This is a genomic window from Phocaeicola faecicola, assembly GCF_013618865.1.
Lineage (GTDB): Bacteria > Bacteroidota > Bacteroidia > Bacteroidales > Bacteroidaceae > Phocaeicola > Phocaeicola faecicola.
Genome location: NZ_JABSOE010000032.1, coordinates 29,062 through 52,719, shown reverse-complemented (window position 1 = coordinate 52,719; position 23,658 = coordinate 29,062). Strand labels below are relative to the sequence as shown.

Here is a 23,658-nt window from a genome sequence, read left to right as displayed (position 1 = left end):
CACTCCTGCGGAGGGAGCGCCATACGGCAAGGGACTGAGCAGTCAGGCCCGACGAGCTTTCATTATACATAAGCATAAACATACTTATAATTGTTAAATATATTCAAGTTTTTATTATAGTTCATTCATATAGGTAGTACTGGTCTGCATATCCCAATAGGCAGGATAGTCCTTTTCTGACGAGACACCCAGCATGAACGTATGTTTCTCCGAAGGCGAATAGGTCAGACTAGCCTGCGGATAGACCGCCCATTTATGATAGTCACCAATGGAATAATACTCACCGGTTGCCGAAAGAGAAAGCGACAGTCCGTTTTCAAATTCCTTGTCGAAGCCACCATAAAAATTGGTAATCTGCTCATAAAGACGTGATGAAGAATTGCAGACACCCTCCTTCCCCTCAGTCTGATTAAAGAACTGAGCGTTCTTGTTGTCCGTATAATCATAACGGACACCGTATTTCAAAGTCCAGTCATTGGCAAGACCGTGGCTCTGGTCGGCATATACAGAGAACTTACGGATTTTCTGGTCCGAAGTATAATCAAGCAGCTGGCGTGTATTGTCTGTCAGTTCACTTTCCAGACGATTCTTGTCATTCATGGTATAGTCTGTATAATCCACCCCAAGATCAAGTCCGAATCCGGAAGAATAGCGGGCAAAGACATTGTGCAGACGACTGTCCTGCAACTTGTCATTGTGGCTGTTCTGGAAGTTTCCATTTACATCAATCGTACCCTTACCATTATCGGAAAGAGCACCGTTGTAGCCCACACTCAATTCGTTATCCTCGTTTATCTGATAGCCATATTCAGCATAGATGTTATGCTTCCAACCCTTTGTATTGATTTTCTGTGTCTGCGTGATATCATATACCTTTCCGTCATACGTATGTTGGGATGCCAGGTCCATCACCGTCATTATATGCGAATAACCCGGATTGTAAGAGACATTCAGCGATGACTTTCCCTTCGTCAGCAGGAAGTTTACATTGCCGCTGTAACTGCTGAAATACTGATTGCTGTAGCTGGCAGACAGTTCACTCCGGAGGGTATTGTCGGCTGCCTTTGCCGTTACGATATTAATGGCTGCCCCACGTACATGATATTCGGGAGGGGTACTATACATCACTTCAGCTGTCTGTACCTGCGAAGCAGAAGTATTCTTCAGCATCTCAATCAGCTGCTCCTGCGTCAGTGTGCTTGCCTTTCCGTTCAGTATCACCGTCACATCCTTTGCGCCCACCAGCGAGAGTTTGCCGCTCCTGTCCTGTACCCCCGGCAGCTTACAGATAGCCTCATAAGCATTGTTTACAATATGTTTCTCCGAGATTGCTGAAATATTATAATTCAGTTTTCCCTGTTCTACAGTCACGAACGGGCGTTCCCCCTCTACTACCACTTCGTCCAGATTATAGTCCTTTTGTTCCAAGGTAATGATACCGGCATCACGCGCCTGCCCCTTTACCTGTCTTGTCTGGTAAAGCAGATGCTGGACAATGAGCTGATAATCCTCCGGTTCGGGCTCAAGCACGAAAGTACCGTCAGCAGCAGATATGGCCGCACCCAGGTAAGTTGAATCCGGCAGCTGCATGATAACGGTGGCACCTCCTACTGGCTGTTGATTGGTATCGAGTATTTTTCCGGTTGTCTGGCAGAAAGCTGAAGCCGAAAAACCGGCACATATCATTGAAAGCCCTATAATTCTTTTACTATTCATAAACTGCTGTTACATTTTGTAATGTCTTATCATAACCATTTAAGCCGCTCGCATGAAATCAGTACATTTCTTAACCTGTAAAATACATGAAGCGTTTTAATAAACAGTACGGATAATTTATATATACGCTATTTATTTTAAGACATCAAATCGTTCATTTTCACTTTTAGCGAAATCTTTAAAGAAATCTATAATTTCGGGATAGAAATTCTCAAAATTTCCATACTTTGAGTGTTTCTTTTCGTATTTTCTCAGCAGGGTAACCAGTTCGGGCATCCATCTGAAATTACGCTGTATCTGTTCCAACAGTACACTTCTTATATCTTCTGTCTTAAACTCATTATCAAGCATATAACAGATAACAGCAGCACGAACAAGCGATTCATTTATCATTGTCTGCCAACTACCATAGGCCTGTTGCGACATGCTCATTTGTGAGTTCATATACAACACATTAGCTGCTGCTTCCAGTTGTCTTACATGTTCGGGATATTTATTTTCATCCAAATAATGATTGATGAAAGAATGGTTAAATTCATGAATCAGAGTAGGCAGAAATCTATTGTTATACATTGGTGTGTCCTCCTCATCTACAAAATAACCGACAATAGCATAGACATCTTTCTTTTGTCCTTTTAATTGTCTTTCTGCACCATAGTTTCCACCCCCGTTACAGAATCCGATTATAATAGTGTAGTTTTCCTGAGGTTCATTACCATAGAAATCGGAATACCAATCTACATTAAAGGAACTTGTTACATTTTTCTGAAAAGATTTAATACCTTTTTCGTAAATATCATTATGAGCTTTGAAAAACTCATTGAACTTTGTATCATTATAAAAGTTATTCAGATAAGACAGAAATTTATCTTTATCAACATCTGTCCATCTGTCATCCAATTCGGGAGTTTCTTCCTCTATCAAAGATAACACGCCATCCTGATTTTTCAGATGTACTGCCATTGACATAACCGCATCATAAGATATGCCATATTTATTTCTTAATTCTTTCATGTACTGGACTGCCGGATGTTCTTTATTATCCTTAAAATAGCTGTCCATATCCTTTATGTATTGGCCTGCCATATCCATACTGTATTCAGGGAAACCAGCCATACGGGACAATATACTCATCAGTTCCACATTTTCATTAGCCTGTGGAACAATAGGCTGTGCCTTTACATAAAGACATGCTATGAATAAGGCGAAAAATAATATTACTTTTTTCATTTTATAAAAATGGTTCTTTAAGGTTATAGTCCTGTATTTACATGACTTTTTATATTGTCTTTGTTTTCATAATACATTGATTAACAGTTATGTATTAACTCTTATTATCTGTACTTGACCATTATTCGAAACCGCCAGTATCGCAAATATAGTGTTTATAATTGAAAGCAAATGCTCTCATCTAACATTTATTTGATAAATAAACCTAATATTCAGCAACTTATAACAACGTGTATATAGTAACACATAAAAATATCCTTCTGCTTTTGTCACAGAATTATATCCTCCTAAAAAGGAAAAAGCATATAGAAGGTAGCTGAAATGAGCTACCCTATATGCTTATGAGAGATTATATTCATGAAATTGATGTTATTCTTACATACGGCTCTTCTGGCTGTCTCCGGCTCCCGTTCCTTTATACTTACTTTTGGCAGTATTGAACTTATAGCGGACTGTTACCGCAAACTCCTGTCTGTCCCATACACTTTTCTGATACAGATAGTAATCGCCGCTATACATGCTATAGCTCATCCTGTTTGTCTTGAGAATATCATTTCCTCTTAATTCTACACTTAAAGCATCATTAAGAAAACTCTTTCTGACTGACACATTCACATAGCCGTTCGGTTTTTCAGAATAAATATTCTGTGTGGCTCCTGCACTCTGTATGTATGAATCAAGACCTAACATAAAGCCAAGCGGCAATTCCCAGGTATTATTGAAAGAGGCGGTAAATATGGGATTATCCAAGTTTTTCGATTCTTTAAAATAATCTATGGTAAGCCACTGTTTCTGCATACCTACACTCATCATAGGCGCCCAGCACCCGATTTTAGGAGAGGCAGACAGAAATGCGGTAAACATAGGAATGGATTTATCCCAGTTGCGCTGACTTAGCATGGTAAGAGAAGCATCTTCATTCACAAGTTCACCCCAATTGAGAATCCAGTCCTTTGTCTGAGAGTAGGATAACGACATCTGCAGAAATCTCCATGCACCGGACAATGTAAGATCGTGTATGATTGTAGGACGAAGAGTAGGATTACCTTTCTGGAGAGTAAATCGGTCAGAATAAAACACATTGTTGCTCAACTCGCTGTAAGTAGGTCTTTGAGTTTTGGCCGTATAGCTCAACTGTGCCTGTACTTTCCCCAATTGTGTTGAAAATGAGATATTCGGAAAAAAGTTATCGAATGTACGGCTCTGCTCATCAATATGTCTGCCGTCTTCATAATAGTCAAACTTTACATGCTCATACCTCAGGCCAAGCGACCAGTCACCCCATGGAAAACTACGGTTATATTCAGCATATCCGGTCGCATTAAGTTCTTCTATTTTACTGTATGAAGCCGGTACATAGTTTTCTTCATTTATATAGTCATCATTTCTATGAGTATAGGTTACTTCACTGCCTATGGCAAAAGTACCTCCACCCAATGGGAGTGATAGAGTAAGCTTTCCAGCCACAAGCCGGTTCTTTACATTATTAACAGAATGCACATCACGGTTTTCTGATGTCTGGCTGATTTCCTGGAATAAAGAGTTGCTGCTCTTACCATTTTGAAGGTAATCTGCATTGAAGTCAACATTGACCTCACCCAACTGTCCGTTATAGTACGCATTCAGTTCATGGTCAGGATCGTAATAGTAATTGTCACAACTGTGTACCTTAATGTTGTCATAGAATACATTATCCACATTTATATTGGTTTCTTTAGAAAGAGGATTTCTTTCATTCAGAGTCTTTCCGGATTTATATTTCATACCGAAAGCATGATTATCATTTAGCTGATAATTAAAACCGATATTACCGCTAAGCATCTTCGAATAAAACTCGCCATAACTCTTCATATCATGATTCCATACTTTTGTACCTCTCTCTTCCAGTTGTAAAGTGAAATCCTGCCAACTTTCCATCTGATTATAGTATACGGAACCGAAAATATCCAGATTATTATGCCGGTAATTGAAATTAGCCTGCTCTATCAAGTCCGTGTTATCCGACTGATAATAACTGGAACGAAGGTTGAAACCGAATCCGTCACCCTGACGCTTAACAGTCTGAATGCGGACCACAGCCTTTACAGTTGCGTCATATCTTGATCCAGGATTGCGGATAACCTCCACACTCTTGATATCATCGGAGTTAAGCTGTTCAAGTTCCGACAAGTCATGCAGTTTTCTGCCGTTGATATATATAAGAGGCGTTCCTTTACCGAAGACCTCAAAAGCATCCTGCTTCTTGGTAATTCCAGGTATTTTGGTCAATACATCATTGGCAGAACCGACTTTGCTCAACACACTGTTTTCCACACTTGTCACCATGGCATCCCCTTTCATGCGTGTCACAGGAAGATTGCCTTCTACCACCACTTCACCGAGCATCTGTGCATCCGAAACAAGCTGCACGATACCAAGATTTACCGGAGATACCGCCTTACATATGGTCTTATATCCGATGGATGAAATTTTCACTATCTGATTTACCGATGTTGCCTCCAGTGTGAATGTTCCATCCTCACTACTGATGGTTCCACTCACAAACACCGAATCCGGCAAGGACAGTAGTACCACATTGGCGTATGGCAACGGCTGGCTGTTCTCGTCAATCAATTTTCCGCTAACTGTCTGTGCGGATAAACAGACAGGTAGTATGATTCCTGTCAGTACGAACAAAAATACTTTAATAAACCTCATTGTATATTACTCTTATTGTTTACGGTTACCAATTCCGATCACAAAGTTAGTATATACAACATTAAAGCGTATAAAACGCATATCTACATTTCAGCCTGAGCAAAAATCAACATATTACACTAATATACAATGATTTATCATATATTTTACACCAAACCCAAAATCTACATTTTCATTTTTCAGAACTCAGCCACCCATCTGTCGAGTGTCATTTCATCCGAAAGACCACCTCGCAACGCATCGCTCAGATGCTTCTTCAGGCGGAACTTTTTCTGAGATACGGAAGTCGTATTCACACCGAAGATCTCTGACATCTGTGCGTTGTTAAAACGTAGTTTTATCAGCAAACAGAGATGCAATTCCTGCTTCGTAAGAGTTGGGCATACACCCTGAAGGCGGCTCACGAAGTTGCTGTACGTACTTTCACACATTTGTTCCAGAATCTCCCATTCCCTATCTTTCAGAATACGGCATCTTTCCCTCAGTTCCTTCACCAGTCTGTCATTGTCCACCACATAGTCGGTAAGCACACGTTCACGCTGCTTCAGATAGAGATTTTCTTCCGATAGGTTGCGGAACTTATCTGCCTCCCGTCTGGCTTTATCCAGTTTGGAAGAATAGTCATTAATATGATGTTGAAGAGAGTTTATCTTTTCAGTCAGCCTGCCGTTCTCAACCTGAAGGCTGTCTATCTGTTCACGGTATGATTCTATATCTTCAGAATTAACTTCCTGACGGGATATCTGCTCCTGCAGTTCCTCCATATAGCGGTTGTTCTGCATGAGACGTGTCTCGTATTCGTGAAGTTGAAGCATGTACTCCTGTAACTTTTCGGACTGTTTACGGATGGTGGTTTCCTTACGGACAAGACGTCTCTGATAAAGATAGGCAACAATAGCCGTAACCACAATCAGGCTATTGTAATGATGAACAGCATACGCTGCACATCCGCCTTCTCCAGCTTCAGACGCTGCTGTTCGGTAATGAGTTTCTGGTGGTCATACTTCTCCTTGTAGGCGATGATTTCCTTGCCTTTGTCAAGAGCTATGATAGAATCGTTATAATACAACAATGAATCACAGTAAGTTTTCAGATATTGACGATATTTAGAGTTATCGCATAATCTATACAAATATCTATAAACAGATTCTTTAGTATAAACATTATCAGTATTCAATGCTTTGTTTAAATAATAGAAAGCAGAATCTAATTTACCTAAACTAAACAAATTCTTTCCTATTAATGAATTTGAACGATATTTTACAGGAAATGGTCGCAAAATACTCAAAGATTTCTCATATTCACAACTGTTAGTATATACCAAAGCTGTTTCTTGTTGCACACCATTAATAATACTTATCATTTTCAAGTCCAAGTTCCAATGCAATCTCCATACATTTCTGATAAGTTTTTATCGCTGCTGGTAGTTTATCCAAAAGACAATAGCATCTGGCCAGATATTGTAATGACACCATCTGATACCTCTTGTTTGAATCCTCTACAGCATAATCGTATGCTTTAGAACAAGCTTCAAAGGCATATCTCTCAAAATCACGATATAAATAAAGCTTTCCTAGAGAAGACATTATCAGATATCCGGTCTTATAATCGTCTGTTTTCTCCATTTCCGTTTTACCCTCCAGATAATACTGCATCGCTTCTTCTATATTCCCTAAGTCATAGTTTATATCTCCCATATAAAGGGCTGCCATCGCCTTTCTTCGGGCATTATCTGTAGGTTTGTAATAATCGTAGGCTATCCTCACAAGGGAATCAGAAGAGATTTTCATGATTAGTTTTACTTGTGCCTGTGTCACCAGCAGACACCACAGCGCATGGTTCTCCTTATCCCAGCGTGCTGAAGGCATCGGCATGTCCTCAAGGATATGAAGCGCACTGTCCGGGTGGTCAAACATCACGGATTCTGCATGAACCAGTTCCGGAAGCGGTGTTTTCTCCTTGCCGTTTCCGCTGCATTGGATATTCAAAAGTGCTGCAAAAGCAATCAGAATGTACAGAATATAGTGGGTTACCTTTCTCATTTCACGAATTTTGCAGCAAAATTAGGAAAAAAGCGAAATACATAAAATGTATTAAAGAAATAGATGCAGCATATTTCCCGGCAAAACTGGAATTTCCGTTTCTATTCAAGGGAACGGAAATTCCGAAGCAGAAGGCTCCGGTCAGGAGCCTTTTATGATTACCACACAGTCCTCGACTTCGGTGGGCAGACCGAAAAGAGGGTATTGAGTGAAATAGGGTTACACTTCTTCATCTGTCAGACTGGTCATATCGCCGTTGAAGATATAACCGAAAGCCCATGTCGGAATTTTCTCAATGCTGCCTTGTCTATTGACTTGTATTCGTACCAGCAGGGGAAGAACTTCACTTATCTCTATAGGAGAAATAAATTATTGAAAAATAGCACACTAAACTTATAGGTTTAGAATAAAATGACTATATTTGCATCGTAATGTTTTTGTAGTTATGGAATTTGTAAGAGTTATAAGAGGATACGACCATCTTTGGGCGGTCAAAGAGCCAGATAAAGAATCAGATGAATTGACATCATTGTTTGATCGCTGGAACGATGCAGAATTTCTCTTTCAGTTTTTCAAGGACAACATTGACGATTTAAAGAGTTATTTTAAGATAGAAAGAATCTCACAGGCGATACATGATACCTTTGAAGACGCTGACGCACTGGAGGAACTGATTCTTACATTTCCTTATACAGAAGAATTGGATACACTATTTAAGCCTCTTGATGTGACAGATACGAAAAGCATGGAGCTGACACGACAGAAAGCGAGAAACTGGGAACGGGAAAGACATGACAGCTGGCTAAGAATATATGCCATTAGACTTGAGCCAAATGTATATGTCATTACCGGCGGTGCCATAAAGCTGACAAGAGCGATGCAGGATAAGGAGCATACCATGATAGAACTTAACAAACTGAACAGGTGTAAGGAATATCTAATAAGAAATGGTGTATTCGATAAAGACAGTTTCATAGACTTAAATATGGAGGAATAAAAATGAGCAGAACGATCGATTTTTTGAAGCAGCATGAGAGTAAAACGCCTTCAAAATTCCAGGAAAATGCGGAATGGAGACGTGAAAACCGTGAATGGCTTAAATGGTCTCGTGATGTAGCCTTGTCACTGGTTGATTACATGGAAACAAATGAAATCAACCGTAACGGACTGGCAGAACGGCTCGGTGTTACGCCACAATATGTAAGTAGAATGTTGTCCGGCAAGGTAAATTTCTCATTTAAAAGCATAGCTGAGATAGAGAACAAACTATCCATCAAGCTTTTGAACATTATGGAGCCAGCATAAATGACAGAAATAAAATAAGGGAAGAACCACATGGATAATGTCTGTTCTTCCCTTATTATTTTGACTGTGTAACAGAATCAAAAGCGAAAGCGGTTCTTTATGTAGCGGAGGAATGGGATAGCTTCCTTGTCAATTGCACAAGTTTACATTGTAATACCTGTTTCGCGGTCCACATTATTTGTGATCTTACCCTCTGCATTGTGTTTCTTACCCACACTGAAATCCCATGATAGAGAGAGAAGGAACATATTTCCGTTATCTTTTATGAAAGACCAGGTTTCCTTACGTACCTCATTGCTCAGCAATTTGGTTCCACCACTCCATCCTTTCGGCTGAAAAGGATAAAGCATACCTGCACCCACATTGACATTTTTGATTCTGTACGAACATTGAAGCATACAGTTCTTTTCTCCGTAGCTGATAGTTTCGCCATATAAAGTATTGTATCGGCTGCTGACGACCGCATTAGCAGAGAATTTCTTGTATGAGAATGACAGATTACCGCCACCATACCATGCGTTGAAGTTATGCGTATAGGAATTCCCCTTTGATTCAAATCTGTTCACACCACCATAGAGACTGAGTGAAAGCATATCAGGAACAAGATTCACATTAGCATAGAGTTGTCCGTTCAGTCTTGAAAAGCGGTTTTGGTTATCTACGCCATATTCAAAAATATAGCTGCCGTCCGGCTGCGCTACCATATTTACCTCTTCCATGATCGGATTCTTGCTTAAATAATAGCCACCTTTCAACTGTAAGTCAACCCATTTATTACCCCATGAAAGCTGAAGTGTGTTGCTGTAAGAACGATACGGCTTCAGATTGGGGTTTCCACGGTTTACCTCTATATCCGTAAGCTGCTGCCGGATGTCGCTGAGTGATGACAAAGACGGCACATTAGGAGTGCTGGAAAATACGTATTTAAGGGTAGCTCCCTCAAATGGTTTGTAGGACAATGAAGCAGAAGGACGGAACATATAAAATGAATAACCTTTTCCAGATTCATCATAGCTTTGTCTTGAAAGACCAACACCCAACAGGTAGCTTAATTTCTTCCATTTACCGTTTACCTGCACATAACCGTACAAGTCGGAGCTGTGCATTTCATCTGTCTGGTTTACATCACCCATATACTTATTGTTCGTATAAGCCAGCGTATATTTCAATCCTCCGCTTAAAGCCACGTTTTTGAAGTTTTTCTTGTAAATACCTTCTCCAATCAGGGAGTATCTTTTACCATCCGTACTGTAGATATATTCAGAATACGGAGTACCTCCTTCAGTAAGCGATTCATTGTAATTACGTTCATAATCGGAACTGATATAAGTACCTACCATATTCAAAACCAGTTCCTGGTCTTTAGGCAGCAGAACTTTTCCGTACAAGTCCAAAGAAGGAGAATTGGAATTGTTGATTTTCTTTGTAAAACTATAGATGTCGTTTTTACCTTCTTCCTGGATAATCTGGCCATAATCATTATGTGGAGAGCGGAAAAGATTATCCGTGAAAGAAGCATTGAAAACATATTTCTCCGGCTTGGTCAGATTATAATTCAGTTCCAGGTAATGGTCGGCATAGTTGAAAGGAGTAGTTATACCTTTCAGATAACGGTCACGGTTTCCATCCGGAAGGCTGAAAGTCTGATCCTCATTCACAAAACGGTCATTATAGTCGCGATAACTCACATAGTAGTTGAAACCAAATTCCGACAACTTATGATTAGCTTTTATATACACATTGTCATTACCGAAACCGGTTGTTACGGCATTGGTCAGATTGAATCCTCCCGCTACACCCGATTCCCTGCGCTTCACGACATAATTGATGACGGCTTCCACATCTGTATTGGCATATCGCATATCCGGGTTATCTATGTATTCCACCCTCAGCACTTCGTCAGGACGTAATGCCTGAACCTGTGCGGTAGATGCTTCAATATCATTAATCCTCAGCTGTACACTTCCACCGCTTACCGTAGAAATACTTCTCTCAATGCTGTTTACCTTCAGCCCAGGGAGCTGCATGTGGCTCAGCAATTCATATCCTGATGTAGCTGCTTTAATTTGTCTGGAAGAAGGAATCACAATCTGACGGTCTATTTTTTCCATCACATTACTGCCTGTTACGGTTACACCTTGTAAAGAAACGGCATCCTGAACCAACCGGATATCCCCTAAGTTTATTTTCCGGTCCAGATTTTCCAGTAATATAGACTGGGGCTGATAGCCTATATAAGATACTTGCAAAAGATAACTGCGTGCTGACAAATCCTTCAGGACAAAGTTTCCTTTGTCATCTGAAGTAGCTCCGCTCACAAATGCCGAATCCGGCAAGGACAGTAGTACCACATTGGCATAAGGCAACGGCTGGCTGTTCTCGTCAATCAATTTTCCGCTGACAGTCTGTGCGGATAAACAGACAGGTAATATAATTCCTGTCAGTGCGAACAAAAATACTTTAATAAACCTCATTGTATATTACTCTTATTGTTTACGGTTACCAATTCCGACCACAAAGTTAGTATATACAACATTAAAGCGTATAAAACGCATATCTACATTTCAGTCTGAGCAAAAATCAACATATTACACTAATACACAACAATTTATCATATATTCTATTCCATAGCCAAAATCTACATTTTCATTTTTCAGAACTCAGCCACCCATCTGTCGAGTGTCATTTCATCCGAAAGACCGCCTCGCAGCGCATCGCTCAGATGCTTCTTCAGGCGGAACTTTTTCTGAGATACGGAAGTCGTATTCACACCGAAGATCTCTGACATCTGTGCGTTGTTAAAACGTAGTTTTATCAGCAAACAGAGATGCAATTCCTGCTTCGTAAGAGTTGGGCATACACCCTGAAGGCGGCTCACGAAGTTGCTGTACGTACTTTCACACATTTGTTCCAGAATCTCCCATTCCCTATCTTTCAGAATACGGCATCTTTCCCTCAGTTCCTTCACCAGTCTGTCATTGTCCACCACATAGTCGGTAAGCACACGTTCACGCTGCTTCAGATAGAGATTTTCTTCCGATAGGTTGCGGAACTTATCTGCCTCCCGTCTGGCTTTATCCAGTTTGGAAGAATAGTCATTAATATGATGTTGAAGAGAGTTTATCTTTTCAGACAGCCTGCCGTTCTCAACCTGAAGGCTGTCTATCTGTTCACGGTATTCATGAAGTTCATCAGAGTTCATTTCCTGACCGGAGAGCTGCTCCTTCAGCTCCTCCATGTAGCGGTTGTTCTGCATGAGCCGTGTCTCGTATTCGTGCAGTTGAAGCATGTAGGCCTGCAGCTGCTCGGACTGTTTGCGGATGGTGGTTTCCTTTCTCACAAGGCGTTTCTGATAGAGGTAAGCTACAACAGCTATAACCACTATCAGGCATATTGTGATGATGAATATCATACGCTGTGCATCTGCCTTCTCCAGCTTCAGACGCTGCTGTTCGGTAATGAGTTTCTGGTGGTCGTACTTCTCCTTGTAGGCGATAATTTCCTTGCCTTTGTCTAAGGACATGACAGAGTCGGTATAGAAAAGAAGTGAATCGCAAAACTCTTTCATGTATATATTAAATTCTGAATCACAAGATAACTGATACAACGTTTTATAGACAGAACGTTTCGTATATACGTTATCGGTTCTTAATGATTTTTTTAAATAATATAAAGCTGAATCTGCCTTAGACAGACATAAATATATTTGTCCTCGCAACAAATAGGTTTGAGAAGAAGGTTGTAACGTTTGTACTACCTCAAGAGATTCATAAAATCTTTTTTGAGCAATATAAACCAAAGCCAATTCTTGCTGTACAACAGCATAAAAATCATTATTCTTTAATTCTAAAGCCAGCTCTGCACTTTGTTCATATATCTGTTCAGCTTTATCCAAATTATTCAATAAGCAATAACATCTTGCTAAATATTGTAAAGAAACCATCTGATAGCGCAAATTCGAATCTTTAACAGAATAATTATATGCACTTTGACAAGCTTCAAACGCATACTCAATAAGATTACGATATAAATATATTCTTCCTAATCCTGACATAACCAGATAGCCCAATTTATAATCATTGGTCTTCTCCATTTCAGTCTTGGCCTCTAAATAAAATCTGATAGACTCTTCAATATTACCAAGATTATAATTCACCCCTCCCATATATAAAGCTGACATAGCCTTTCTACGGGCATTGTTTGTTGGTTTGTAATAATCGTATGCTATCCTCACAAGGGAATCAGAAGAGATTTTCATCACCTGTTTGTACTGCGCCTGTGTCAACAACAGACACCACAGCGCATGATTCTCCTTATCCCTGCGTGCTGAAGGCATCGGCATGGCCTCCAGAATATGAAGCGCACTGTCCGGGTGGTCAAACATCACGGACTCCGCATGAACCAGTTCCGGAAGCGGTGTTTTCTCCTTGCCGTTTCCGCTGCATTGGATATTCAAAAGGGCTACAAAAGCAATCAGAATGTACAGAATATAGTGGGTTATCTTTCTCATTTCACAAAAATTTCCTGCAAAATTAAAAATATTCCAGTACTACACACATCAGTATGCACATTTTGTTAAGGCTAAAGGAAAGGAATAGTTCTGCATGGAGCACTTCTGATTTTCAATTGTAAAAGGAAGATTTATGGCTTATCATGAGTTGAAGACTCCCAAAAATCTTTGTATTTGTAAGTTAATATCAATCTATAATGTTGGTATTGCCTATAATTTGTAATAATCATTTTTATAAGAACATCGAAAGAGTTCTTGCAGAAAATTTCTTAACCTAAAGATAACATGGCGATAACATAAATTCTTGTTCTTTGCGCATACCTTTGCTGTACAAGAAACAAGAAAATAAAGCCTAACTTAAAAATTTAATCATTATGATAGCAGAATTAATAGTTTCAGCAGTAGCATCGGTATCATTGTCAACACCCAAGGTTGTTTATAATGTAGCTTCAGACGAAAAGAAGGTGACAAACATCGAGGCTTACTCGGTAAGTGAAGGTAAATATCTTAAACGTATGTATAAGATAAACTTTATCTATAATGCAAAGGGGGAAGTAACAGACAAGAATACTTATCAGTGGGATGAGAAAAGTTCGGATTATATTCTGAAGGCTACTGAGAAGTTCACCAAATAGCCTCCACAAGGTTTTCTCTCTTAAAAGTTTAACTCTATAATCTCTGATATTCTGTATGTTTCATACTGGATATCAGAGATTTTTTATGGATACACATAATACATTAGATATATATGATATCATCGTCATGATAAACAGCATTATGCTTTACCTGAAATGCCTATCGTCCGGATATTTGATAATATCAAAAATAATAAATTTATTCTCTGAACTCTGATTTGAGCATTTCATCATTATGCTCAATTGTTACCACATTTTTTACAATACACATTCTTATAAGGAATCCAAATAAAATAATAGTCACTATAGCTGTAATAGTAACAATTATTGTTTTTTTGATTAGTTCTTTTATTTTCATGTTACACTATTCCAGAATTCTATATTTGCTTTTATTTCCCGATTGGTTTCGTTTATCATGTACCTGATAAGTTCCGGCACATAACCCGGTTATTTATATTGACAGATTTAATACCGATTCCTCAAAAGTATGATAATCTTTCTTAGTTACAAAACAAAAAATCTGTTTTTTTATTTACCTTTGTATAAGGTACAAAAAGAATGAGGTTATGAAATTTCCGATTGGTATTCAAAGTTTTGAACGCATCATACAAGAAGGTTATATATATGTGGATAAAACAGATATTATTTATGATCTTACACATAATGGCAGTATCTATTTTCTCAGCCGTCCGCGGCGTTTCGGGAAAAGCCTTCTGGTGTCTACATTGGAAAACTACTACTTAGGACATAAGGAACTGTTTCGTGGACTTGCCATAGAAAGGATGGAAACAGAATGGAACGAGTATCCCGTATTCCATGTGGATTTTAACGCAACAAATTTTACCAATTCCGGAGAATTGGAACAGAAACTTAATTTATACCTTGTGGAATGGGAGCAAAAATATAATTTGCAGGTACGTACCAATGAATTAGGCCTCGGTGACCGCTTTATAAAGATTCTTGAAGCAGCTCATCTTCAGACTGGCCGACGTGCTGTAGTGCTTGTAGATGAATACGACAAACCGATTCTTGATGTGCTGGATGTGGATACCAATCTGGAGGATAAGCATCGCAATATTCTGAAAGCTTTTTATTCCGTGTTTAAGGGAGCAGACAAACACCTGCAGTTCGTACTGCTGACAGGGGTTACCAAGTTCTCTCAGGTAAGTGTATTCAGCGGATTCAATCAACCGAAGGATATAAGCATGGACGTCCGTTATGAAGCACTTTGCGGTATAACCCAGGAGGAGATTGAAAAATATTTTACTGAACCTGTGTCGCAAATGGCTGTTGAATATCAGTGTACACCTGAGGAAATGTATAAACAGCTAAAGAAGCAATACGACGGTTACCATTTCAGCGATAAGCTGACTGACATATATAACCCTTTCAGTCTGTTAAATGCTCTTGATGCCAAACGCATCAAGGATTATTGGTTCAGCACAGGAACTCCTACCTATCTGATTCGTCTGCTCAACCGTTCTCATGAAAGGATGAATGAATTTACCGGGAAGTATTATACTCCCGCTGAATTTATTGACTACAAGGCCGACGTGGAACGTCCTTTGCCTATGATATACCAAAGCGGATATCTTACGATAAAAGCCTACGACAGGGACTTCAATACCTTCCTTCTTGACTTCCCGAATAATGAGGTAAAGGGCGGATTCCTTACAATGGTGGCTTCATCATATCTGCAACCTGCTGAAGAAACTGGCGGGTGGATAAGAAGCCTTGTTATAGCACTGCGAAAAGGAGAAGTAGAGCAGGTACGAGAACTGTTTACCTCTTTCCTCTCCGGCATACCTTACACAATGCGCCGCAGGGAAAACGAGATAGAACGTGAGCGATATTTCCAATATACTTTCTATCTCATCATGCGTCTGGTGAGTGTTTATACCGTCTATGCCGAGAAGGTCCAGAGCCAGGGACGTGTGGACTGCATAGTGGAAACATCGGACTATGTATATATCTTTGAGTTTAAGCTGGACGGTACTGCTGAAGAAGCACTCCGACAGATAGAGGAAAAAGGGTATGCACGTGAATATGGAACCGATAGCCGCAGCGTTTATAAGATTGGAGCTTCCTTTTCATCTGTAACAGGTACAATCAGTGACTGGGCAGTCAATTAAGCCCGGTCTTTCGTTGTCCTTCGCACAAATGAAAGCATACATTTCCTCTTTTCCTGCAAAAATCGGCTTCAACGTTCTATAAGTTTCCATTGCCCGTCAAATCATTGTTTCAGTTTCCTCGGCAGGAAATAAAAGTTGCACATATATGAAACTCAAGTTTCACTTATATGAAACAAAAGTTTCTTCAGCTTGATACTGCAGTTTCTTCTATATGAAACTGCACATGCATTTGCGTGAGGTCCGTAAATCGTCTTTTCAGGGTCAGGGAATTATATCGTCCAGAAAGCATGGCGTATTCATCATGTAACCCGAAACCTGGAAAAAAGTTCCTCTTTGTTCCGTTTGTCTGAAAAAACAATATCTTTGCGGACGCGATTCTTATCTCTCAGCCTTATGAAAGTAAAACATATCCTCGGACTCTCCTTCTGCACTTTGCTGCTGATCATCCTTTTTCAGCAGGCAGGTATGTGGTTTGCCTATCACAACCAGATGCAGAAAGCTGAAGCGGTACTGAGTTCAAGTTTTAAAGAAGCCTTTGTGCTCGTAACGGACGCACAGGAAAACCGTCTGCCTTATGCAGAAGGAACAGTGACGCACATGGTATATGCCCCCGACAGCCTGCACCTGAACGATGAAGACCGCCAGTTTTATTATGCGGAGCAGACTTCGACAATCTTGCAGGATGCATACGGGCAGCCCGAAATCTCGCTTGATTCGCTACGACTGACATTAGGCCATATCCTGGAAAATGAAAGGATGGAGGGAAGCATCTACATCCGCAAACTGGATGCTGCGACGGGACAGACCTTACAGGTTTCTCCTGCCGGAACTATATTGCCCGATCAGGAAGGAATCGGTATAGTAAGTTCTCCCCGCGCCTGCCTGCATCTGAGAAAAGGTATTGCCGTTGAAGCAATCATGGACCAGCATTATTTCAGGCATCCGTCGAACCTGCTGTTCCCGGGACTGACTTTTCTTATCGCCGTTCTGCTGATTGGGGCCATTGCACTGCGCATGCACTTGCTGCAGCACTTGCGGCATGACATTGAGCGTCAGTGCGGGGACTTTTACCGGCTGGCCGAACTGATGGCCCAACCGGTACGGAAGATGGAAGCCTGTCTGCATAATGCCTGCTGGACAGAAGCCCGGCTACAGGCCCGGCAAGTACTGGCTGATACAGAAGCTACGCTGACCCGTGCCAAAGAGGAGAATGCCCGGCTGCGTTCACACCGCTTCGTATGGCTACACCGCCTGTCATGGAGCATGATACCACTGGCATTCGTGCTGCCGGCACTCTGGGGCAGATACATTTATCACGAACAGCAGCAAAGCATGAATCATGAAGTACAGGTATGCTTCGAAGAGGCTTTTGTAGAAGAAAATGACTTGCGCCATATCCGCTCGGTAGATGTGAATCACCTGAAGGGAGTCCGTAAGTCGTTCATCACGGGGGCCACCGAATACTTTCATCACCAGACCGATTCCATGACTTCGGTTTTGTATCGGAAAACAACCGATGAAAACGACAGTGTCATCTATGTAATGACCGTCCCGGTATCTATCAATGGAATCTATGTATCCCGCAAGTCCATGGACCTGAGTGAGGGTATCCGCCTTTACCGTGCCTATGGCACACAGCAACTGATCAATGAACGGCCTGTGGCAGTTCCTCTTGACATGCAGCGCATGGACTCGCTGTTCAGAGCCTCTCTGCTGAAGGCTGGCTTGAACGGACAGAGCGGTATCCGTATGCTGCGACCGGCCACCAGTGAGGTAACCGGACAGGCAGGTGATGTCAGTCTGCAGCAGGCAAGTCTGTTTACATCTCCTTTGCGCCTTACGGAGGATGGTTCTCTCTGTGTACAGGGTATGGTAGCCGGTTCCACCATGCATATCCTTCATTCGGCGTGGTATCTGTTTTTGCCGCTGGGGATGGTCTTTATATTCTGTCTTTTGTGCATCGGACTGCTGTGGCGGGCCTGGAGACAACAACGCAGGCTGGAACAGTTCCGGAAGGATTTCACTTATTCGATGATTCACGACATGAAGTCTCCCCTGCAAACGGTACTGATGGGAACCCAGATGCTGGAAAGTGGCAGACTGGCAGATAAGCCCGAAAAAATCGAAAAGATAAGTCAGGCAATGAACGACGAATGCGCCTGCCTGCTCACCCTTTCGGGGCGTGTGGTCGTACTGACGGAGATAGAGCGGGGAGAGCTGGAACTTCATCCGGTCCGTGTGGCACTGTTGCCGTTGTTCAACGACCTGGTTACGAAGTTCCGGCTGAAAGCATACAAGCCGGTAGAGTTTCAAGTGGAATGTGCTGAGGACCTCTGGGTGACAGCCGATTCCTTCTGCCTGCACGAAGTCCTGTCCAATCTGGTGGACAATGCCCTAAAGTATTCCGGAAAGGAAGTACGTATCCGGCTTTCTGCCAACGTCACAGCAGACGGTATCCTGGAAATAAAAGTCGGCGACAACGGCATAGGTATCCCCCAAAGCCAGCAGATGAAAATATTCAACCGGTTTGAGCGTGTGGCTTCCGGAAGCCGTGCTACCGGAGCCTCGGGCTTTGGACTGGGATTGAACTTTGTCTGGCAGGTGGTGCATCTGCAGGGAGGTTCCATCACCGTGGAAAGTACGGAAGGCAGTGGCAGTGAATTCACCATCTCCCTCCCCCTTTCAATCGGAAAGCTACAGGAAAAGGATATAATTACTACAAGAAAAAAGGCTCCCGTCAAGGAGCCTTTCATTATATTCATACATGCGATAACAGTCGGTTTCAAGCCGGTCAGATTTCGCGGATGTTCCAGCCTTCGGAATACAAGGCCTCTTTCAATTGCAGGAAGCGTTCTGCCTGTACTCCTCGCTCGATGAACTCATTGAACTGTGCCACGTTGAAATCGGCCCAGGTCATTCCTTCGCCCACATACTGGTCGGGCATGACCGACAGATACAACTCGGCAGCCTTCTCGAAATCACCTTCCAGCATCCAGTAATGGGCCCGGTTGCTCCGTACGTCCGGTTCATCCTTAAACCGGTCGGGCAGGCACTGGTAAATCAACTCTGCCGCCTCGTTCTGTTCGGCCAGCAGGGCAGCGTGCAGTCCGGTACGCATGGCAACGATACCCCTGGCCGTAGTGACGAAGGCATCGAATATCTGGATAGACAAAATCTGATTGATGATGAAGATTCTCGGTTCGGGCAGATGTGCACACGCAGCCACGATATGCTCCGTATCCATTTCACCGTTGAACAGGTTTTCAAACAGATTCATGTCAGGCAGTTTCACTGCAGTTCCATTGGCAGGCAGGAAACAGGTCCAGAACAGGTTCCGTTCAGAGATGCGTCCGTTTTTATCCCGGTACAGGATGTGCATCGGACGGTAACTGCATATCGCCATCAGCAGGGCTTCCGCCACTTCAGCCGCATTTCCTTCTTCTGAGAAATCGCAGGACATCGCCTCTCCGACGAAAGGAGAATCCATTCCTTCAATCCGCACAATCTCGTCGTTCGGAATGAAGTGATATTCGTCCGTAATGACTTCGCGTCCCTCTACTCCCCAGGTAAACAGTTCGGTCTTCACCTGAAGGGTTCTTGACTCATAAATATACTGGCATCCGTCCGGTTCGGTGGTAATCCGTGTAAAAGGATAATACAAGGTGCTTTCTTCCAGGCGGTTCTTCATATCCTGATAGGCATCCAGCAGACTTTCCGGCTTATGTACCGGTTTTTCTGCTACGGGCTTTTCCGTACAGACTTTTTCATTTTTACGGACATCCTGTGCGGGTTCCGGTGCTTTCTCTGATTCAGTTTTCAATCCAGCTGCTGACTCAGTCTCCGGTTCGGTCGCTGACTCAGTCACTGATTCTGTTTTCGCTTCAGGCTCCGGTGCGGTTTCAGGTGCTGGTTTCCCCGCAGGTTCCGGTTCAGGTTTCAGTTCAGGCTTCAGTTCAGGGGCTTCTTCCGGAAGTGTCGGAGCGGCAGCCTCAGCCTCTACAGCCGGTTCGGATGCGGTTGCCGGCTCGGATGCAGCGACCGGTTCTTCCGTTTTTTCCACAGGACTGTCTGCCCGTGGCTCTTCTGCCTGCACTTCCGGAGTTTCGTGTACCGGCTGCTGCGCAAGCAGTTCCTGTATTTCCTGCAACTGGGCATTCTGCTCCTGCAGTTCCTGCAGCCGGACATTCAACGCCTGCAGTTCTCCGGCCTGTATCTGGCAAACCTCCTTCCAATGGGCCAGTTCCGATACCTGCTGTTCCAGTTCCGCAAGTCGGGCTACCTGTACCTGCAAGGCCTCCGTACGGGTCTGCTGCTCCTGCAGCAATTCCTGGTCCTTCTTCCATCCGGCAAGCTGCTCATCCAGTTCGCGCTGCTGCTGTGAGAGAAGGGCTTCCTTTTCAGTCAACTGCTTCTCCAGGGCTTCGCACTGCTGAGCTCCCCGGTTATATTTTGCTTCCCAATCCGATAATTCATGCTGCTGCTTTTCCGAGAGTTCCTGAGCCTTTGCCAGTGCATCTTCCATCTGCTTCGATGCTTCCCGGGCCTGAAGCAGTTCCCCGGAAACCTGTCCGTGCTGAGCCGTCATTTTCTCCAGTTCGGCGGAAAGGCGCATACGTTCTTCTTCGAATTCCCCAGCCTGCTGCTGTTCTTCCGTCCATCTGTGCTGCCAGTCTTCCCTCTCCTTTTCCAGAATCTCCTGCAAAGACCGGTATTCCGCTTCCTTACCTTCCAGTTTCTCCTTCAAGGTATCCAGTGCCTCCTGCAGTTCATCGGCCTTCAGCGCCTGCGGCTTCAGGGCTTCGAGTTCAGCAAGCTGGGTTCTTAATACCTCAATCTCAGCCACCTGCTTCTTCAGCACATCCATCTCCTCCAGCTGCAAATGCAGGTCCTGTATGTCCTGCTCCCGCAAACGTAAGGTCTCCTCATTCCGGGCCACTGCCTGCTCTTTCTCTTCCAGCACAGTCTGCAGCTGCTTCAACTCCTTACTCAGACTTTCTTTCTCTGCGACTGTCCGGGCACAGGCTTCCTCACCTTCCTGACATTTCTGCTTCAAGGCATTCAGTGCTTCCGCTGCCTTTCCCGCTGCCGCATTCAGGGCCTCTTCCCGCTTTCTGCTTTCCGTAAGCTGAGACTGACAAGTCTCCTTCTCTTTCTCCAAAAGTGCTGCCTGCTCCTGCAAGGCCTTATGCCTCGCTTCGGCCTCTTCCGCACGCTGACTGCAAGCCACCTTTTCCTCGTCCAGTGCCTGCAGCCGCTGGTTCAGTTCCTCAATCTGCTTTTCCAGTCCTGCAGTGTTTTCCTGTACCTTTTCCAACTGTGCCTGCAGTTCGGCCAGTTCATCCTGCTTCTGCGTACACTGGGTGCGGAAATAAGCCGCTTCCTGTTTCACGAGATTCAAGTCGGAAGACAACTGCCAGTTAGAGACTGACAAGCCTTCCTTTTCTTCAAGCAACTGCTTAATATCCACTCCCGAAAGAGTCTTGATTAAATGCTGAGTAAGTTTATTCATATGTTCAATCCAAGTAAGGAATTAGATCTGTTTCAATATCTAATGTCATAAATTCAATTAAACCGGTTATCTCTCACTTTTGGCTACCGGCCGACTGTTTTTCCAGCAAGCCGTCCGACTAATCAAAAGAGAAACAGCCGGTTAGCCAATTTGCAAAACAAAGTTATGTAATTTCAGTGAAATAAGCTAATAAATCCTTCATTTGGCCTCGAAAGAAGCACTATTTTTACCTGATTCCGGCAGAAGTCTTTTCTCCGTCTACGGTTCCTCCCCCTCTCCGGGCTTTCTACTTCCGGTTGTCCTTGCCACCAGATACATGAAAACGGTCTGCCGCAGTCCGTTCACGGTTGGAACGGAGATACGGCAGACCGTCTGAAAAAGGGTTACTGTTTTCGCGTCAGCTCACCCCCTGTATCCTGTCCAGGATTATTCTTCCGGAGCAAACATCGGATCCCAGGCCGGCAGGCGCACCGGTTTCTGTTTCAGGATATCCAAAACCTTGGCCGGTACATATTTCTTTTCCACTACCAGACGGAACATGTACTCATCAAACCATTCGTCGGTCATGATCAGATGACCTTTATAGCCGGCATCAGCTCCCCAGCTGTTTTCCACCATCCACTTACGGGGCTTGCCGTCCTTGTCCAGATCGACAGCCATCAGGGTCATGGCATGGCTGGAACCGCTGGCAAAGGTCTGGATGCGCTGTTTCTTGTCCATACCGAAGGTAGTTCCCATCAGCGACTCATAATCGAAGTTGTTCAGGTCGAGTGTACCGCGCTTGCTGTCCATGAACTTAGCCACATCGCAAGAGAAGTACATCATGGTGCTGTCCTTGATAGAAGCAATGGCCATCTCCTTGATGTCCTCGATAGGCAGGTTCACATACGTCCAGTTCTTGCCATCGTATATATGGCGGTCGTAATCGATTTCATAACATTTGTAGAACTCCCGGCTCGGGTCGTTCATCAGCATCACGTAGTTGTTGGTCAGGTCATTGCCCAGGAATTCCTGGTAGAACGACTGAGGCGTGTATTCTTTGGTTACTCCGTTGACCGTCCAGGTGAACTTCTCTACCGGACGACCGTAAGCCAGTGCCAGCATGCGGTATACCGTACCCAGCATCTCTGTCTTCTTCTTTTCCAGTGCACCGGCCTTCGCTCCTTTCTGAGCCTCTTCACGCAACTGCAGACCGAATTCTTTCAGTTTCAGTCCCACGAGGCGGCTGATCTGAGAGGTATTCTCACTGCTGAAGGTTTCCGGCATGACACTGGCCGGCACCACTCCGTACTTGCCGATGATGTCGGAGATTCCGGTAAACTGACCGCCGTCGCTCAGCGGGTTGCGGAACAGCCATTCCACCATCTTGTCTTCCATCGGCTTTTCGCGCGTATCAATGATTCCCTGCAGGAAGAGGTTCGCCTTCTCCAGCTGATCGTAGAAGAAACAATAGTTCTGCGAAAATTCCATTTCGCTCAGACCGTATTTCGCCATCATCTGCGCACGCAGCACATTCAGTCCGGTAAACAGCCAGCAACGTCCCGAAGACTTCTGGTCGGTAATGCCGTGTGAAATCACCTTGTGCGAAAAATCGGCATTGAAATTAGCGTAATTTTCGTGATTCTTGGCCAGTACTGCAATACTGGTTCCGGCCATTGCATTATATAATGCCTTTTCCGAAGCTCCCGGCTGATAACTCTCTTTGATCTGTTTCAGCATGTCAGCCGAAATTCCCCCATTCTGAGCCTGTGCGGACAACGTCATTGCCATCAAGCCCACTAAAGCGATGTTTTTCTTCATATTTTCTGTTCTTTAAGTGATTACATAACTCGGGACAGTATTCCCATCCCCCATATACCCGATTCGCCTGCAAATATAGTAT

The 23,658-nt window shown here is 43.2% G+C and carries 15 protein-coding genes and 1 pseudogene; 5 read left to right on the top strand and 11 right to left on the bottom strand.

What is annotated here, in order from left to right; translation table 11 throughout:
• Positions 1-114: 114 nt before the first annotated feature.
• From H3001_RS10275 to H3001_RS19460, 7 genes and pseudogenes are all read right to left on the bottom strand, one after another.
• Entirely contained in the window at positions 115-1,716 is a 1,602-nt protein-coding gene (locus H3001_RS10275; protein ID WP_246368549.1) for a TonB-dependent receptor, read from the bottom strand.
• A 132-nt stretch (positions 1,717-1,848) separates the two neighbouring features.
• Positions 1,849-2,946, bottom strand: coding sequence for a DUF4932 domain-containing protein (locus H3001_RS10270; RefSeq protein ID WP_181214848.1), 1,098 nt, complete (start codon positions 2,944-2,946; stop codon positions 1,849-1,851).
• A 375-nt stretch (positions 2,947-3,321) separates the two neighbouring features.
• Positions 3,322-5,643 (bottom strand): outer membrane beta-barrel family protein, encoded by a 2,322-nt coding sequence (locus tag H3001_RS10265; RefSeq protein WP_181214847.1) that lies wholly within the window; start codon positions 5,641-5,643, stop codon positions 3,322-3,324.
• A 179-nt stretch (positions 5,644-5,822) separates the two neighbouring features.
• Entirely contained in the window at positions 5,823-6,551 is a 729-nt protein-coding gene (locus H3001_RS10260; RefSeq protein ID WP_181214846.1) for a hypothetical protein, read from the bottom strand.
• 2 nt (positions 6,552-6,553) lie between these two features.
• Complete coding sequence (locus H3001_RS10255) at positions 6,554-6,712, bottom strand: hypothetical protein (protein WP_181214845.1); 159 nt, start codon at positions 6,710-6,712, stop codon at positions 6,554-6,556.
• Between the two features lie 277 nt (positions 6,713-6,989).
• The gene (locus H3001_RS10250) at positions 6,990-7,685 is read right to left on the bottom strand and encodes a hypothetical protein (RefSeq protein ID WP_181214844.1); all 696 of its coding nucleotides are present in this window, start codon (positions 7,683-7,685) and stop codon (positions 6,990-6,992) included.
• Between the two features lie 141 nt (positions 7,686-7,826).
• Positions 7,827-7,982, bottom strand: a pseudogene (locus H3001_RS19460) (DUF6926 domain-containing protein).
• Between the two features lie 148 nt (positions 7,983-8,130).
• Between H3001_RS19460 and H3001_RS10245 the strand changes: the two are divergent.
• Positions 8,131-8,682 carry a hypothetical protein gene (locus H3001_RS10245; protein ID WP_181214843.1) on the top strand — a complete coding sequence of 184 codons (552 nt, stop codon included), beginning with the start codon at positions 8,131-8,133 and terminating at the stop codon, positions 8,680-8,682.
• A 2-nt stretch (positions 8,683-8,684) separates the two neighbouring features.
• A complete protein-coding gene (locus H3001_RS10240; RefSeq protein ID WP_181214842.1) occupies positions 8,685-8,990 on the top strand; it encodes a helix-turn-helix domain-containing protein in 306 nt (101 codons plus the stop codon).
• 143 nt (positions 8,991-9,133) lie between these two features.
• On the opposite strand, the gene H3001_RS10235 is transcribed toward H3001_RS10240, so the two are convergent.
• Positions 9,134-11,464 (bottom strand): TonB-dependent receptor, encoded by a 2,331-nt coding sequence (locus tag H3001_RS10235; protein ID WP_181214841.1) that lies wholly within the window; start codon positions 11,462-11,464, stop codon positions 9,134-9,136.
• Positions 11,465-11,643: 179 nt separating this feature from the next.
• Positions 11,644-12,558, bottom strand: coding sequence for a coiled-coil domain-containing protein (locus H3001_RS19455; RefSeq protein ID WP_246368548.1), 915 nt, complete (start codon positions 12,556-12,558; stop codon positions 11,644-11,646).
• A 1,310-nt stretch (positions 12,559-13,868) separates the two neighbouring features.
• Here H3001_RS19455 and H3001_RS10225 point away from each other — a divergent pair.
• From H3001_RS10225 to H3001_RS10215, 3 genes are all read left to right on the top strand, one after another.
• On the top strand, positions 13,869-14,135 hold the full coding sequence (locus H3001_RS10225) for a DUF3836 domain-containing protein (RefSeq protein ID WP_317170766.1): 267 nt from the start codon (positions 13,869-13,871) through the stop codon (positions 14,133-14,135).
• 566 nt (positions 14,136-14,701) lie between these two features.
• The gene (locus tag H3001_RS10220) at positions 14,702-16,267 is read left to right on the top strand and encodes an ATP-binding protein (protein ID WP_181214838.1); all 1,566 of its coding nucleotides are present in this window, start codon (positions 14,702-14,704) and stop codon (positions 16,265-16,267) included.
• Positions 16,268-16,660: 393 nt separating this feature from the next.
• Complete coding sequence (locus H3001_RS10215) at positions 16,661-19,144, top strand: sensor histidine kinase (protein ID WP_181214837.1); 2,484 nt, start codon at positions 16,661-16,663, stop codon at positions 19,142-19,144.
• On the opposite strand, the gene H3001_RS10210 is transcribed toward H3001_RS10215, so the two are convergent.
• Positions 19,059-21,776, bottom strand: a complete 2,718-nt coding sequence (locus H3001_RS10210) for a hypothetical protein (protein WP_181214836.1) — start codon at positions 21,774-21,776, stop codon at positions 19,059-19,061. The genes H3001_RS10215 and H3001_RS10210 overlap by 86 nt on opposite strands.
• 426 nt (positions 21,777-22,202) lie before the next feature.
• On the bottom strand, positions 22,203-23,576 hold the full coding sequence (locus H3001_RS10205) for a C1 family peptidase (protein ID WP_181214835.1): 1,374 nt from the start codon (positions 23,574-23,576) through the stop codon (positions 22,203-22,205).
• Positions 23,577-23,658: the final 82 nt, after the last annotated feature.

What these genes read in the sequence shown, in the direction of transcription:
- H3001_RS10275 (WP_246368549.1), bottom strand. Translation starts at nt 1,716, where the DNA reads ATGAATAGTAAAAGAATTATAGGGCTTTCAATGATATGTGCCGGTTTT.
- H3001_RS10270 (WP_181214848.1), bottom strand. Translation starts at nt 2,946, where the DNA reads ATGAAAAAAGTAATATTATTTTTCGCCTTATTCATAGCATGTCTTTAT.
- H3001_RS10265 (WP_181214847.1), bottom strand. Translation starts at nt 5,643, where the DNA reads ATGAGGTTTATTAAAGTATTTTTGTTCGTACTGACAGGAATCATACTA.
- H3001_RS10250 (WP_181214844.1), bottom strand. Translation starts at nt 7,685, where the DNA reads ATGAGAAAGGTAACCCACTATATTCTGTACATTCTGATTGCTTTTGCA.
- H3001_RS10245 (WP_181214843.1), top strand. Translation starts at nt 8,131, where the DNA reads ATGGAATTTGTAAGAGTTATAAGAGGATACGACCATCTTTGGGCGGTC.
- H3001_RS10240 (WP_181214842.1), top strand. Translation starts at nt 8,685, where the DNA reads ATGAGCAGAACGATCGATTTTTTGAAGCAGCATGAGAGTAAAACGCCT.
- H3001_RS10235 (WP_181214841.1), bottom strand. Translation starts at nt 11,464, where the DNA reads ATGAGGTTTATTAAAGTATTTTTGTTCGCACTGACAGGAATTATATTA.
- H3001_RS19455 (WP_246368548.1), bottom strand. Translation starts at nt 12,558, where the DNA reads ATGAAAGAGTTTTGCGATTCACTTCTTTTCTATACCGACTCTGTCATG.
- H3001_RS10220 (WP_181214838.1), top strand. Translation starts at nt 14,702, where the DNA reads ATGAAATTTCCGATTGGTATTCAAAGTTTTGAACGCATCATACAAGAA.
- H3001_RS10215 (WP_181214837.1), top strand. Translation starts at nt 16,661, where the DNA reads ATGAAAGTAAAACATATCCTCGGACTCTCCTTCTGCACTTTGCTGCTG.
- H3001_RS10210 (WP_181214836.1), bottom strand. Translation starts at nt 21,776, where the DNA reads ATGAATAAACTTACTCAGCATTTAATCAAGACTCTTTCGGGAGTGGAT.
- H3001_RS10205 (WP_181214835.1), bottom strand. Translation starts at nt 23,576, where the DNA reads ATGAAGAAAAACATCGCTTTAGTGGGCTTGATGGCAATGACGTTGTCC.